The following is a 14,940-nucleotide window of genomic DNA, read 5'->3' as shown; positions in this document are numbered from 1 at the left end:
TTAAAAATTATTTTAGGAGCAACTTTGAGAAAATTGGTTGCAGCAGAAATTCATCATTCTAATATGGTACTAAAATACAAATAATCAGTCAGATGTAAAAAATTCTTTTAGGGTTAATTTAACAATAATGTATAAAAACTCCATCACTTCTTCTGACTGTTCCTCGTCTATATTGCATCCTGCTTTTTTTAGAATAGCTAAAGCTCTTTCGGGAGGAATTTTCTTTATGGCAATTGAAGGAATGTACTTGTTAACTTCTTTTTGACCTTTAAATTTAATTTTGTTTTTATCCTTCTTCATAACAATCTGATTGAGAAATAGACTCAATGATTGTAAGTTAGAAAGCAATATATGTATTTCCCATCTTTTGCAGCGAGGGACTGATTTTGGCACTCATTTACTGACATAAAATTACTCAAAAGAACACTTTCTAATACGTTCTATAAAAGTGATATCTGGGCTATTCTCTAATTTGACAAGTAAACGAAATTTTAGTGAGCTGGTGACTTAGAGAAAATATTCATCACAATAACTCCGGATACAATGAGAACAATACCAATAATTGTAGGAACGTCCAATGATTGTTTGAAGACAACAACGGAAATAACAGCAGTGAGAACAATTCCTAAACCACCCCAAATCGCGTAAGCAACTCCTAATGGAATAGATTTAAGTGCCTGAGATAAAAAGAAAAAGCACGCAATATAAGCTGCAATTGTCAGGGTTGTAGGTAACAATTTAGAAAAACCGTGTGATGCTTTCATAAAGCTTGAACCTATAACTTCAAGCACGATGGCTAAAGATAAAAATAAATATTTCATTGTCTTCTTTTTATTGGCTCAAAGAAACAAAGAACTAGTATTTCTTTTTTTGACAAAAGTCAAATTATTTCTTTCTAATTCTGCTAAGCGTCTCTTGCGAAATACCGAGGTAAGAAGAAATATGGCCTAAAGATACTCTTTGTAAAGCTCCTGGCTGGTTTTTTAAAAACCAGCGATAACACTGTTCGGCAATTTGTGTCTGCAGTATAAATGAACGTTCTTCTAAAACGGTGCAGTACTCTTCAGCAATTTTTCTCCCGATGGTATTCATTTCCTGAGAAGTTTTATAGACGCTTTCAAGGTCTTCATGGGAGATATAATGTAAAATTGTATATTCTAAAAACTGGATATTTTCGATAGAGGGCCTATTAAGATACAAAGGCAATATAGAACCTAAAATCGTATTTTCGAAACCAAACCATAAGTTTATTTCTTTCTGGTCGGTCTGATAATAAGATCGGACAGCCCCCTTTTCAATAACGAATAAATTTGAAATAATTTGTCCTTTTTTTAGCAGAAAATCGCCCTTCTCTTTTCTTAAAATTTTAATCTTCCCATTAACTTCTTCTTCAGTTTCTGCGGTCAAATGACCATATTTTTTCAGTTGTTCTATAAAAGGATTCATTACTTTAAAGATTTTATTGCTTGTTCCGGTAGCTCTAAGGGCAAATGAACTTTAAGCGATTATTTCCTATAATGATACTGGTTGTATTTTTATTGGTTGATTATCCGATCTGTTTTTTAAGCTCTTCTTTACTTGGAAGAATGGCTCTATACTCTTTCGCAAAAATGGTATTATTGTTTTCTGGTAATGTGAATTCAATCACGGTTTTATTTTCTTCCTTACAGAGAATAATTCCGATCGTAGGGTTTTCTTCCTCGAGCTTCACTTTTCTGTCGTAATAATTGACATACATCTGCATTTGCCCTATATCCTGATGGGTCAGTTTACCGATCTTGAGGTCGAACAGCACAAAGCATTTAAGTAACCGGTTATAGAAAACCAGGTCTACAAAGAAACTATCCCCTTCAAAAGTGAATCTACGTTGCCTTCCCTCAAATAAAAAACCTTTACCTAATTCCAACATAAAATGCTCCAGCTTGTTAATGATCTCCGTTTCCAGGTCACTTTCAGAGTAACGGTGATCTTGTTTTAGATCAAGGAATTCCAAAACATAATGACTTTTTAGTATGTCGGTCGGCTTTTCTACAATTTGACCTTTTTGCGCCAATTGTTTTATGTCGTTCTTATCCTTGCTTAAAGCCAATCTCTCATATAACGCAGAATTAAATTGCCGGGTAAGTTCTCGGACACTCCAATTGTTTTGAGTCGCTTCTATTTCGTAAAAATTTCTTTCATTTTCATCTTCAATTTTCATCAGCTGAATATAATGAGACCACGACAGTGTAAATGCAGAAGTACGAGACGGTGTTTCGTAATTTGGATCCTGCACAGAAATACGAGACAGTGTTTCGTATTTTCTGGAAGCATCGTTTACTTCCTGAGAAATTCTCTTTTGGAACATTAAATAAAATTTCCTCATCCACTGAAGATTGTCGACAGAGTATCCTCTTCCGAATTCTTCTATCAGGTGTTTACTGAGATTTTTAAGCGTCTCTTTTGAATATTCAGCTCTATCTCTTCCACTTTGTTCATCCTCAACAATGACTTCACCTATTTGGTAATAGGTCATTATCATCGTCATGTTAATATTTCGGACGATCTTACTTTTGGCATTTTCAATTAAATGCTTAACAGAGCTATAAAGATTGGACGATAATGGATGCATAATTACAAATTTAGTATTATTTCTTTATTACAATCTACCAAGATATTCTTTGAATTATAATTTTTAACGTATACCCAAGTAGCTGACTTCATTTGGTAGCCATTGGCATTTGCAGTATCACAAAATATAGCTTAAGAAAACATCCTGGCTTTTAAAAAATGGATCAGGTTTAATTTGGATTTATTGAATGATTATTTTTTCACAATAAACCGGTAAAAAGGCAGCTAAGGTATATCGGTCAGCCTTTTCTTAATCCACCCAAAAGACTACGGCATAAACGGTTTCCTCCCTAAAGGTACCCTCCAACTATTCCGTTTCCTTTTGGCTTTTCCCTTTGCCCGCTAAAATTATCTGCTTTCTTTTTTCCGGTTTTTCTTTTGAAAAATATTCAGCGAAGCCTGAAAGGCTTTTAGGGGATGGGTCGGAGAAGAGATTGAGAACAAATCAAAATGTACAATCTTAAAAACCTACGATTATGAACATTATCGGAAGACTGACAAGGGATGCGGAAGTGCGCCACTTGCCAAATGAAAAACAGGTAGCTAATTTTTCAATTGCTACAAACGATAACTATCGCAATAAACAAGGCGAACAAATCGAACAGACCACGTATTTCGAATGCGCCTACTGGATCTCTCCAAAAGTGGCCGATCTTTTAACAAAAGGCACTTTGGTAGAATTAAGCGGAAGAGCCTACACCTCTGCATGGTTAGGAAAAGACGGAGAACCTCATGCAGCATTGAATTTCCACACCTCACAGATCAAGGTTCACAGCAGTAGCAAAAGAACTGAAAATAAATCTGCTGAGTCTAACAAAACAGATAAGAAAGAAACCTCTAAATCCGAATCCAATGACAGCGATAAGGATGATGACCTTCCATTTTAAAACAATCAAACAAAATTCTCTAACAATTAAATATTAACATCATGGCACATAATTTAAATTTCAACAACAGAACAGGAAAATATTCATTTTTCAGCGTAAAGGAAAAAGCATGGCATAACTTGGGGCAGATCGTAGAGGAATACCCAACTAGTGAAGAAGCCATTAAATTTGCAGGACTTGACTACGAGGTCGAAAAGTCTCCCCTATTTACAAAAGGTGCGGGAATTATCGAAAACAGCAACGGAATAGAAATGATCGATTCAGAATTGGAAGCCCCCAACTACTTTGCCAATATCCGAACAGATAACAACACCGTTTTAGGCGTAGTCGGCAGAGATTACCATATTGTACAAAACCGTGAAGCCTTTTCATTTTTTGATTCTATTGTAGGCGGAAACAGTGGAATCTTATACGAGACTGCAGGCGTTTTGGGAAATGGTGAGCGGATTTTCATCACCGCCAAATTACCCGATTATATTAGAGTTGGAAACGGTGACGACATTACAGAGAAATATATTTTCCTGACCACCTCCCACGATGGAAGCGGAAGCATTACCGCCGCTTTTACCCCTATGCGCATTGTCTGTCAAAATACATTGAATGCATCGTTGCGAAATATGAGCAACGTTATACGGATTAGACACACCGCAGGCGCAAAACAGCGTTTGGAAGATGCCCACAAAGTCATGGGATTAGCGAATAAACTGAGTACTGAATTGGAAAGTACTTTTAATCATTGGGCGAAGATCACGGTCGGTGATAATGAGATGAAAAAACTAATTCAATTGGCACTTTGTCCTAACAAAGAAACTTTAAACCATCTACAAAAAGGAAATTTTGATGATCTGTCAACCGTATTTAAAAACACCGTTGATGATGCATTCGCCTATGCGATGATCAGCGAAAGCCAACAGACCGAAACCACTAAAGGAACTTTGTTTGGTGCTTACAATGCTGTTACAGGTTACTTTCAGAATGTCAGAAATTACAAGGATAATGAAGCCAAACTTCAGTCCATAGTCTTGGGAGGAACCGCACAGTTAAAGTCTCAAAAGGCTTTTGATCTTTGCGACAAGTTTGCCCGATCTGGCGCAGAAACTTTAATTATGAATTAACTATCAGTTTTAAAATTCAAGTACGGGAAATTTAAGTCTCTGCCGTACAAGAGCAATACCTATGAAATTCAATATTGTCAACGAGATAAAATTAAGTTATTCCAGAAAAGGAAATTCTGAGAAATTGGTAGGAAGTTCACGGGATGCGGTTGAAGTTTTCCGTCAACACTTTGACGCTGATGAAATGGACTACAGAGAATCCTTTTTCGCATTGTATTTGAATCAGGCTCATAAGGTTTTGGGAATAAGAAAAATTTCTGAATCAGGAATTTCTTCCACTGTTGTTGATGTCCGTATCATCATGCAAGCGGCACTACTTTGTAACGCTTCAGCTGTGATATTGGCTCACAATCATCCTTCCGGAAATTTAAAACCTTCCGCTGAGGATCTGAAAATTACGCAGAGCATTAAAAACGCATCTGAATTTTTAAACCTAAAATTACTGGATCATTTCATTCTGACATCAACCGATCATTTATCATTTGCCGACGAAGGTCATTTATAAATGATTCATATCATTAAAAAGATACACGACAATATTTGAATTGTCGTGTATTTTCAAATTCGGGCGAAAAGACAATTCCTTCCGATGCTCGGAAACGTCTTTTCGCAAAAAAATGATACAACCCTTTTGATATGCCCTCCCTATCCTGCTTGATCAAAACAGTTGTTGGAAGTTTTATAGTCTTTCTTTGAAAGAGGTACGAAAAAAATAATTTCTTTCTGCGGGCGAAAATATCTTTTTGACTATTTTAAGCAACCTATTTGAATTTCCGAACAATGACTTTCCTATTCAAAAAAGTTGCAGATGATGATTCATTTAATATTTGATTAAATGGTGCAACGACTCCTCAGTATAAGACTTTGGATCACCTCTATGACTTGTAAATCTTGGGTATTTTAAAGATGAGCATTCATAATGCCCCAAAGCCGTCATCATCTCTTTTATTCGGGATTGCGAAATGAAACCCTCATTATTATAGCTCAGAAATATATGCTTAAAATCAGCACTATTGAGTATTTCCAGAAGCGCTTTGTCCGCTTCTTTTTTCAGGCAGAATTTAGATGTTTCATAGGATCTGATCCCGGTCTTGCCTTTGGGTTGAAATTTCGTATCATAAATGGAAATGGTATTGAGCAAATGATAGTATGATCCGTATTCTCTGCCATTGTAAGGCGGATCCAGATATAATATGTCTCCTGTGATATTTTTAATCAACATATTGCTATCATCTTTGTGGACTTTATATTCTACAAATGTCATAGCCCTTTTAATGGGATTTAGCTCAATATTAAAAGTCGCTGTTTTCTTCAAATTTTTTAAGTATGCGCAATAAACGGATGCAGTATTGGCAACCTTATCTGCAGCGACAAGAAGTGTCGCTATCAACAAAATATAGAGGTCTTCATTTATTTCAGAACATTGAAACAGTTGTTCAATGTACAGCCTCATCGAATCAATTTTCTTTCCATTGTTTGCGGAGAAATATAATCTCCCGGCACTTCCTGATTCCGAGTATTCCTGAAAAATAAATCCTTCCATCCCTTCTAACTGATTGAGTTCGTCAAGCATCGACTGGTATCGCCCCTCGCCTACTTCACTGTAAAATGCGGAATTGAGAATATAGCTGTAATATTCACGGTCATTGTACCCAATAGACTTAACTTTACTATAAAAATAATTTCCCACTGCTCCGGTTCCTGCAAACAGATCGAAGAAACTGCAATCAGACAGTTTTTGATCTACAGAATTTGATATGACATTGAAGATAAATTCGGATAGTCTTACTTTAGATCCCAGATAATTCATTTTTTATTTGCAATCTCCTGCATAAGGAAGCTGAAACTTTATTCGGTCTGTCAGTAACCTGATTTGGCTATGAATGTCGTTATGAATTGGTTATGAAAAAACGGCTTGGTATAAACCAAGCCGTCTGTAATGCAATTTTATTTTTTTATGAAGCATTGTCAAATTCAAAATCGACCCTTCGTTCGTTTCCAAAACTATCTTTGATCCAAATACTGAACTGATGGGATTCCGAAGCTTGAGAGGTGTAGTAAAGCCTGAATTGCTTTTGCTTTAATGGATATTCATCATTAGGCAGGTAGGGCTCGTCGTTGTAATAGCGAAGTTGACCGGAGCCTTCAAACTGAAAGTAACGAACACTGTATGTTGTGCCGTTAAAATTTGAAAGAGTAATAAGTGATATCCTGATTTCTACGGTTTCATTTTCCGCGATCTCTGAAGGCACAGGCAATATTTCAACCTCGAATGGAAAGTCCTGCTGGATTTCCAGATCGTTGTTTTGACAAGAACTCAGTAGCAAAATTGTAATTATGATGACCAGCGAATACCGAAACAATATTGATAATTTTTTTGTGATGACATTTTTCATTTTGTAACATTTTAAAAATTAAATCGAAATCCAAAACCAAACAAACCGTGTAATTGAACAAGCTGACTGTTTAGCAGATAGCGTAATTGCCCATTGACCAGAGCAACCAGTTGTTCCGTCAGGTAACTTTCCAAAGACAGCTTACCATTGGCACCGTAAATAAAATTCTCGGTTGAATTAATTTTAGAGCCATCATCGATCATTTCATTTCCCTTATTGATCTGCTCATAACCTGCTAGCCCGCCTAAACCTAGATTTAAATTGACATTTCGCAAATGATCTCCCCATAGATGGAGACTGTAACCTGCATTGAGCAGGAAAGTATCAATCGGAATATCATAATGGGTATAATCATTATATTTTCTTCCGTATTCCGCCAACCCGAAAAGATAGTTCCCATTTTTGCCATAAGAGATGAGACCTTCACTTAGGGCATAATTTTGTTTTTCAGGCGATTGCGGAAATACGGAATATGAGATCTCGAAACCTTTTTGCTTCGGGATCATTTGCTGAGCACCAGTCTTACTATTCATCAGTAATGCTATGATTATCAAAAATATCTTTTTCATCTTATCTCGATTTTATAGTTAAACCGTTGATCAATCTGGCATTGATGAGATCTTTATTTTCAAGTTCTACCTTCTGATGCCTGCCACCATTTTTTTCCAGAATTTCGATTTCTAAAACCTGATCTTTCAAAAGGGTAAACTGATCCAATAAATAAATTCCCATCAGGTCGGAATGGTGAGAAGCTGTTGTGACCGGCATATTGACCCTGATCGGCTCTAACATTTTGTCTTGCACAACGGTTCTTTTTAAAATCTTCTTGTCGACAATTTTAAAAGTGACCCATTCGATTTCATAGGCTACATTACTGCTGTTGTTAAGCTGTAAAGTAAAATAATATTTGTTGTCATTGACATGCAGCGCCCTCACTGAAAACTGAATTCCAAAGCTTTTAGAAGCAATATGTTTGATCGTTCTATGGCTTTTTTCATACAGATTTTCCATGATCAGTTCTATAAGGGAAGACGAACTTCCTTTCAGGTCTTCAAACAAAACATCCGTAGAATATTGTTGTTCCATGATTCTTTGCTGCTTTAACAAATCATAACTGAGCACGTCCGGATAAGAACTTGTAATAGACATCAAAGTTGTAAAACTTTCCATCCTCTGTGATCACTGAAAAATTCGTTTCTTCTTCAAAATCCCTGACGGCAGATTTGACACGAAGAACATTTCCGATAGGATCAGCCTTACTGGCGATCACCATATCACTTCCGAGATCAACATAGCGGATCGGTGAAGGAAACAGCAGATGGGAAGTCTTGTTGTACGTGACCTGCATTTTGTAGGATGCTAATTTTGCCTCTTCCAATGGCAGATGAGTTAAGATAGAATCCTGAGCGGACGATCTGTTCGCAAAGAGCAAAAACAGAATTATCAATAGATAATGACTTTTAATTTTATTCATTTTTTATTTTTTGATTGGTTATTTTTTAGATACCAGAAATACCTGTTGACCAGACTTTACAGTGACTTTGGGCTGTCGGACTCGTTTTTGGAAATAGCCCGACAAGCCTTGAACCACCCCCCTGCTCAAGTCTGCAGCGATCTGTTGTCCTGCCGATTGGGTCATCATAATATTGGTGCCGGAGGTCTGACCCATATTGCCCATAATGTCGGTCACTGCATTTTGTTCCGGAGAATACGGAACATACAAACCTGGCTGACCATCATTGTCATAAACATTGATCTCTACCGGATAGATACTGCCCTGATATTCGATGGATGAAATGATGAGCTGCAGCCTCCCACCCTGAAACTTTCCTGTAGCTTTAAGCGATGTTCCGGTGGGAATATCCTTGCGGCCAAGTCGCATATTTTCCACAAGTCTTATGGATAAAGTACTTTCAGAAGTCATTGTTTTTGTTTCCTGTACAATGCCTTTAATCGCATTACCGACTTGCCTTTCATCTTTAATATCATGGTCAGATCCAAAAAAACGATGATTAAAACCTGTTACAAATGCACTGTCTGACGGTTCCCTGTACAAGGATGAGACAACATTTTGACGGACCGGTTTTGCCGCTGTGAAAAGCGGATCCTTGTTAGTAGATGGTTTCACATCATCTTTTACGGACACTGATTCCGCCTCCTTATTATTGACAGGGAGATACTTGGCAGCCATCTGGTAGGATTTCTCCATCAGTTCCAGCTGGTCATTGACGCCCATACCTGCAGGGACAGCATTGTTCTGGGCAGCCTCATTCTTTAATTTGGAGATTTCATTTCTGAGGTTATTTACTTCACGATCATCGCGACTGTAGAAGGAACTCAATGTTTGCTGCGCATTGCGATAACTTTTAACAGCATTCTGACCAGACGGTGGAAGGCCGGCCGAACTTTCTGTCAAAGAATTTCCATTGGGATTAGCGTCTAGGTTGTTTTCGTCAGACCAGTAATCCGATAAAGTGGTGATCGCATTCCTTTTCTCCTCATTTTTTTGCTCCAATAATTGCTGTTCATAGGCTTTCTGTTTGTCAGATTGCAGCTGATCATCCTTGGCCTGCGGGATACCCGCATTAAAACCGGAATCATCAACGATTTTATTCTCCTCAGGCTTAAAAATGAGGTAAAAACAACCGACACAAACCGCTGCCATCAAAAAATAAATCACAGGCTTCTTTAGTCGCTCCCACTGTGAATTCTGAAAGTTTTTTGGTTCTTGCTCAGATTGCGTTGAATCACCTTCAGTGATCTTAATTGTATTTGAATCTTTCATAAGACTATCTTTTAAGCGGGGTATTCGTGCGACTATCATTTGCAGCATTTCCCACATCAACACGGTCTGAAAAGGTGGTGATGTGACTGATCGACATGGTATTATTCTTATTTCCAGTCGAAACAGCTATACTGACCAGCACAATGACTGTAAGCACGGCATAACATCCAAAAAAAAGCTTAGTCAATAACCTCTGCTGAGCCGCTGGTAGCGCCTTCCATTTTTGATCGGCCTTTAAAACATGACGTTCTATTGTATCTCTTATTTTTTTCATTGTTCTTATTTTTAACGTTCAACAGTTTCAACATCTTTGTTTTCAATGACATTGAATTTTTCAATAGTAAATCCCTGGGGATTGCTGTCTGACCTCACTGAGTTGACCAGTGAACAGTCGGTAATCAGGCTCCGTATCGTCAGATTGCTTTACCGGATAATGAACTGCCTGGCAAATGTTTTAACCTGATAAGGGTAATTATTGAAATCAGCCACCACACTGTCAACCTCAACCCTCTGCTGAATATTGCCGGAAATGATTCGGTTGTAATAACCTTTTTCCTGCAGGTCTTTGTAGTAGTTAAAGGCAGACTGATCTGCCAGATTGAAAGCTCTTTTAACATTGCTTTCGATGGCATTCTTATCCGGAGCCACCGTAAAAAACAATTCATGAAATCGCCTTACATGCTCTCTGGCTTCTACAGGTCTATTGATGGACATATCCTGAGAGAGTGCCACCATCAGCGACTTGCCGTTATCCAATACATAGATCTTTTGTCGCTGTTCCTCGGCAAATTGATAGGACTTGAAAACAACGATTCCTACCACTGCAAAACAAAGCACTGCAAAAACAAATGTGAACAAACGGATGTGTTTGAAGCTGCTCTCTATATTTCTTAAAGTTTTAAATTCCATTGGATCGTGTTTTTATTTTAATAATCTGCCTGAGATATTTCCTGTTGCAGAGCCCGCTGCTGCCCCTGCAATATTTCCTGATTTTGTGGCGGTCTGATTGACATTACGCATAAAATTTCCTGCTCCTCCTGCCTGAATGACCCATCCGGTAACGGTCGGAACCGTGAAATATCCGATGATCCCGATGATCATATAGATGATGTAAACCGTGTTAGAAGTATCAGGAATGAAGTTCGGATCTGCCAGCATCTCAATGTCCCGCTCCAGAATGAGCGATTGTATCTTGGCCAGAATCGAACTGAAAATATCAGCAACCGGCAACCACAGATAGACACTGATATATCTTGTCAGCCATTGGGTCAGCGTGGTCTGAAATCCGTCCCAAACGGAGATGGCAAACGCAATGGGTCCCAATATGGAAAGAACGATGAGAAAGAAGGTCCGGATCGTGTCAATGACCAACGCTGCGGACTGAAATAGGATCTCCAGAAACTCGCGGAATCCATCCCTGATCTGCTTCTTGATATCGAACATTTCTCTTTCAATATACATCCCGGACATCGTGACCAGATCGGATGGCGACCATCCCAGCTCTTCCAACTTTTTATCAAATTCCTCATCCGATATCAGATAGGCCATTTCGGGATTTCTGAGCATGGCTTCCCGTTCCAGAAGATCTTTTTGCTGTTGCAGTTCATTAAGATCCAGGACTTTATCTTCGAGCATTGAATGGCTACCCTGAACGATCGGACTTAAAACGCCATTGATACTGCCAAGCACCAATGTCGAGAAGAACATAATACAGATGCCGATGGCAAAGGGTCTCAGCATTGGAAACAGATCAATCGGTTCCGCACGGCTCAGCGACTGCCACACCTTGATGGCCACATAAAACAGTGCGCCTAGGCCAGCCACGCCCTTTGCTACTGCAGCCATATCGGCGCACAATGGCATCATCTCATCATAAACAGAACGAAGGACTTCGTGTAAATTACTCGGTTCCATCTTACCAGTATTTTTGGTTTGACGTACCGTAAAGATCCAGCACCCTTTGGGTATTATTCTGTTTTTTTGCTCTGAGATAGCTGACAGAAATATTCTTGTTGGTATAGTAACGCACCAGATTGTGGTACTCTTTGACCTCTTTGTAGACCCTGTCAACAACATCCATTCTTTCTTTATCATTGAGCGAAATATTTAAATAATGATATAAAGGAAAAATACAATATCGATTGGAACTGCGCTCGCGAAGAATCACTTCCAAATACAACTCTGCAAAACATCTATCTTATCTATGATTATTTCAAAATTGATATCAGTAAATATTTTGAAGTAGTCAAGGATGTCAGCGACGATGAAATTGATAAAGCAATAAATTCGAAGAAAAAACTTATAAGGCTATATTCTATATACTTGAAATACTAAATCCTGACTTGTTGTCAGGATTTTTTTATACTCTGAATAATTGTAGATATAAAAATTAAAAATTCCCAATAAATAGGGATAAAACTAATAACCATGAAAACTCACTTATATGAGAAATCATGCAAAGATATTCGTTTCCAGAATTAATTAGCGCTACATAAAGTTTTATGTTTTTAAAGGAAACTTTGACCAGAATATCATTATTCAAATTTTAAATGGTTAGGTAAACGGTTATTCCAACTTATAATAGAATAACAGGCTTCTTTGAGAAACTCATTTAATCCGGGCAGCCCTTCGCTGCTACACTCATTGTTATCACTATTATAATTAGACTTTGCATGAACAATTGAATTCCTAGTACTGTACAAGATGTTTCCTAAACTTTTTATTATTCCTTGCAGTATTTCATTTTTACTTTTATAATTTAAGTCACTTTCTTGAAAATGTAAATTTTTCGTCATTTTAAGTTTTATCTCAGACGGAAGTTTTGAGAATAAATCAACAATATCAATTGAATCTACAAGCAATGTTTGCGCTAGCTCTTTATCAGTTAGTGATACTCTGAATTTGTCAGCTATCGAAAATATAGAAGCCAAATCATTACTGGTTGCAGTTCGATATCTAAATGTGTCAATCTTTTTTAGAAGGTTCTCAAAAGCTAATTTTCTTGCGGCAATTGGAGAATAGTATTCGATAATTTTATAAAAGTATAAAAACGAGATTTCCTTATCGGTTGAATTTATGGCTTTTCGAAACAAATCCATTCCTTCACTATAAACAGTTAATGAAGATAGTGTAATATCTTGTTTTTGTGGCTTTTCATAATCATCAAAAAAACCACTTTCCTGTATGACATTAAAATCAATCGATGATTTTGATACGTACGACATTTCATAAAGAAAAGCTTTGATAATTTTTAGTTCTTCATCATCTGTAAGGCGGCTATTTTGAGATTTATACTCAATTTCGAGTGCAACGTAAGATGAGCAAGGTGGCGCATACTTATCATACAAACCTAATTTTGTTGCTGCAATTCCAATCAAAATTGGGTTATTAACCAGTCTTAATTTATATAATGACTCTTCTACAACAAAATTTATTTCATTTGCTATGTAATCAATTGGCTTTCCGAAACTATAAACCGGAACTTGAGTAAATTTATTAGATGTAACTTTCGTGTCGCTACAATGAATACTATCAAACTCTGGAAGATATTTTAAAAATTCAGTAACAGAAATGCGAATTTCGTCTCGTGGAAAAAAAAGCATAATTTCTTTATCCCCAACTTTTAACTCTGCGGTTTCTATTTCTAATTCTTTATCAGGATCAAGAATCAAAATGCCTTTCTCAATATCCTTTATATATTTTTCTGTTAATACCATTACATAATAATCTAAATTATTACTTAAATAACGAGAGATAATTTTTTTAATTTAAAATTGATAATTCTCTTTAACGATTTTATGAAGTTTATTTAAAGATGCAAGCTGTAGCACCTCCGCTTCTTCGTAACTTAATTTATTTCCGGTTTGCTCAAGACTATGTTTAATTGCATTATCTAAAGCTATTTTTTTTAGAGGTGATCCATCTTTTGTTAGTTTCTCATATAATGAGTTAAAAGCATTTTCGAAGGTCATTTCTGAGTCTTTGTAATAAAAAATCTTATTATCTGTATTATCCATTTCATTATAAGATGCTATAAGATTACCTGTTTCAAAAAGCTTATTAAATAATATTCCATAATTTTCATAGGCATCAATCTCTCCCACGCTTTCAGATGAAGAGATATAGCAAGAATATGGTGATTTTAATTTAAACTCTACTCCTAAATAAAGATATCTTCCAAAACAGGTGGTCATCGTAAGATATAATTTGTTTTTCAGCATCAAATTAAGCGTCCTTAAATGGTTAATAACTTCAGACCATGGTATTAATTCATTACTTTCCAAGACAAAACCTTTCTTATTTTTGTCTCCATGAATATCAAAATGTAGCAGCAACCCATCAGCTAAATAATGATAGTCTTTACTTAAATTTTTAAGAATTTCAAAAAAGGTCTCTGAGTTTGGTGCTTTTTTGTATTCGTGTGTGATAGTTGACTCTTGAGCTATTGCAGGGTATCTAATTTTGTCTCTGTAAAATGATTCTGCATTAAAATTTACATTTTCAGATTCATCTATACTATCAATCAAAATAATATGTTTTATATTTCCAACCATTTTTTATAATTTTATAATAATCGTTACTTTATTATTTGCATCTTCTAATCTGCAACTATTTTTAATTTTTAGACTTTTTAATCTGAAGATATTTAGGGATTGATGTATTAACGGGAATAATATTTTTTGACTTTTCTAAATTACATCCCTCACACAATAATTGAAAATTGGAAAGATCGTTTGTTCCTCCCTGGAATAATGGAAGAATATGATCAAAATGGTAACTAGCAACAAGTTCCATTACTAAATTTCGACCACACTTAGCACATTGCCCTCGATCTCTTGCAATAATTGCTTTTTTCGCCCAACTTTGAAGATACTTTCTCTTAATCCATTGTTTTGGCTCTTCATTCTCTTCTTCTGTACCATCAAAACCTATAACTAATAAAAGCTTTGAAATAAATTCACAAAGTACTCTATCATGAAATACGCGTTCAGCAAAGTCTTGAGCATATATTAGTTTTTTAGCTTGAATACTATCTTCATATTCCTCACAAAGACTTAATATTAATTGTTTAAGTTCTAAATCTCTTTCCTGCAATTGTTCATAGTACACATTTTCATCATCATTATATAATAACTCGTAGTGCATTA

The 14,940-nt window shown here is 36.4% G+C and carries 18 protein-coding genes and 2 pseudogenes; 3 read left to right on the top strand and 17 right to left on the bottom strand.

The genetic code is table 11. From position 1 onward, the window contains the following. Window positions 1–84: 84 nt before the first annotated feature. The 4 genes from AXA65_RS12480 to AXA65_RS12465 all read right to left on the bottom strand — a co-directional run bounded on the left by AXA65_RS12480 (window position 85) and on the right by AXA65_RS12465 (window position 2,611). Window positions 85–300: a hypothetical protein gene (locus tag AXA65_RS12480; protein WP_131797813.1), complete on the bottom strand. Its 216-nt coding sequence runs from the start codon at window positions 298–300 to the stop codon at window positions 85–87. A gap of 191 nt (window positions 301–491) precedes the next feature. After that, window positions 492–821, bottom strand: coding sequence for a DMT family transporter (locus tag AXA65_RS12475; protein ID WP_063970426.1), 330 nt, complete (start codon window positions 819–821; stop codon window positions 492–494). 64 nt (window positions 822–885) lie between these two features. Beyond that, complete coding sequence (locus AXA65_RS12470; protein ID WP_063970425.1) at window positions 886–1,446, bottom strand: Crp/Fnr family transcriptional regulator; 561 nt, start codon at window positions 1,444–1,446, stop codon at window positions 886–888. Between the two features lie 100 nt (window positions 1,447–1,546). Further along, window positions 1,547–2,611, bottom strand: a complete 1,065-nt coding sequence (locus AXA65_RS12465) for a YhcG family protein (RefSeq protein WP_063970424.1) — start codon at window positions 2,609–2,611, stop codon at window positions 1,547–1,549. 475 nt (window positions 2,612–3,086) lie between these two features. Between AXA65_RS12465 and AXA65_RS12460 the strand changes: the two genes are divergently transcribed. The 3 genes from AXA65_RS12460 (at window position 3,087) to AXA65_RS12450 (ending at window position 5,117) form a co-directional block, all read left to right on the top strand. Continuing rightward, window positions 3,087–3,497, top strand: coding sequence for a single-stranded DNA-binding protein (locus AXA65_RS12460; RefSeq protein WP_063970423.1), 411 nt, complete (start codon window positions 3,087–3,089; stop codon window positions 3,495–3,497). A 41-nt stretch (window positions 3,498–3,538) separates the two neighbouring features. Further along, window positions 3,539–4,612: a DUF932 domain-containing protein gene (locus AXA65_RS12455; protein WP_063970422.1), complete on the top strand. Its 1,074-nt coding sequence runs from the start codon at window positions 3,539–3,541 to the stop codon at window positions 4,610–4,612. A gap of 61 nt (window positions 4,613–4,673) precedes the next feature. Next, window positions 4,674–5,117 carry a JAB domain-containing protein gene (locus AXA65_RS12450; protein WP_063970421.1) on the top strand — a complete coding sequence of 148 codons (444 nt, stop codon included), beginning with the start codon at window positions 4,674–4,676 and terminating at the stop codon, window positions 5,115–5,117. A gap of 315 nt (window positions 5,118–5,432) precedes the next feature. On the opposite strand, the gene AXA65_RS12445 is transcribed toward AXA65_RS12450, so the two are convergent. The 13 genes and pseudogenes from AXA65_RS12445 to AXA65_RS19575 form a co-directional block, all read right to left on the bottom strand. After that, window positions 5,433–6,422 (bottom strand): DNA adenine methylase, encoded by a 990-nt coding sequence (locus tag AXA65_RS12445; RefSeq protein WP_063970420.1) that lies wholly within the window; start codon window positions 6,420–6,422, stop codon window positions 5,433–5,435. Window positions 6,423–6,567: 145 nt separating this feature from the next. Next, window positions 6,568–7,008 carry a TraQ conjugal transfer family protein gene (locus AXA65_RS12440; RefSeq protein ID WP_063970419.1) on the bottom strand — a complete coding sequence of 147 codons (441 nt, stop codon included), beginning with the start codon at window positions 7,006–7,008 and terminating at the stop codon, window positions 6,568–6,570. 11 nt (window positions 7,009–7,019) lie between these two features. Further along, window positions 7,020–7,577 (bottom strand): conjugal transfer protein TraO, encoded by a 558-nt coding sequence (locus tag AXA65_RS12435; protein ID WP_063970418.1) that lies wholly within the window; start codon window positions 7,575–7,577, stop codon window positions 7,020–7,022. A gap of 1 nt (window position 7,578) precedes the next feature. Continuing rightward, window positions 7,579–8,178 carry a DUF4138 domain-containing protein gene (locus tag AXA65_RS12430; protein ID WP_256333830.1) on the bottom strand — a complete coding sequence of 200 codons (600 nt, stop codon included), beginning with the start codon at window positions 8,176–8,178 and terminating at the stop codon, window positions 7,579–7,581. Beyond that, entirely contained in the window at window positions 8,117–8,482 is a 366-nt protein-coding gene (locus AXA65_RS20400; RefSeq protein ID WP_252813550.1) for a DUF4138 domain-containing protein, read from the bottom strand. Before AXA65_RS20400 ends, AXA65_RS12430 begins: the two co-directional genes overlap by 62 nt. An 18-nt stretch (window positions 8,483–8,500) precedes the next feature. Beyond that, window positions 8,501–9,793, bottom strand: coding sequence for a conjugative transposon protein TraM (gene traM / locus AXA65_RS12425; RefSeq protein WP_063970417.1), 1,293 nt, complete (start codon window positions 9,791–9,793; stop codon window positions 8,501–8,503). Between the two features lie 4 nt (window positions 9,794–9,797). Further along, window positions 9,798–10,067: a hypothetical protein gene (locus AXA65_RS12420; protein WP_086048193.1), complete on the bottom strand. Its 270-nt coding sequence runs from the start codon at window positions 10,065–10,067 to the stop codon at window positions 9,798–9,800. 11 nt (window positions 10,068–10,078) lie between these two features. Beyond that, window positions 10,079–10,702, bottom strand: a pseudogene (traK, locus tag AXA65_RS12415) (conjugative transposon protein TraK). Between the two features lie 12 nt (window positions 10,703–10,714). Then, window positions 10,715–11,707 (bottom strand): conjugative transposon protein TraJ, encoded by a 993-nt coding sequence (gene traJ, locus AXA65_RS12410; RefSeq protein ID WP_063970416.1) that lies wholly within the window; start codon window positions 11,705–11,707, stop codon window positions 10,715–10,717. A gap of 1 nt (window position 11,708) precedes the next feature. Further along, window positions 11,709–11,900: pseudogene (locus AXA65_RS12405) on the bottom strand (hypothetical protein); the annotation flags it as partial. 427 nt (window positions 11,901–12,327) lie between these two features. Beyond that, window positions 12,328–13,509: a methylamine utilization protein MauJ gene (mauJ, locus tag AXA65_RS12400; protein WP_063970414.1), complete on the bottom strand. Its 1,182-nt coding sequence runs from the start codon at window positions 13,507–13,509 to the stop codon at window positions 12,328–12,330. A 51-nt stretch (window positions 13,510–13,560) separates the two neighbouring features. Next, entirely contained in the window at window positions 13,561–14,346 is a 786-nt protein-coding gene (locus AXA65_RS12395) for a hypothetical protein (protein WP_063970413.1), read from the bottom strand. A 61-nt stretch (window positions 14,347–14,407) separates the two neighbouring features. Continuing rightward, window positions 14,408–14,940 (bottom strand): HNH endonuclease (locus AXA65_RS19575; protein ID WP_086048192.1); only part of this gene is annotated, 533 nt, incomplete at its 5' end.

Source organism: Chryseobacterium sp. FP211-J200 (genome assembly GCF_001643375.1).
GTDB classification, from domain to species: Bacteria; Bacteroidota; Bacteroidia; order Flavobacteriales; family Weeksellaceae; genus Epilithonimonas; species Epilithonimonas ginsengisoli.
This window is presented reverse-complemented; position numbering and strand designations above follow the sequence as displayed.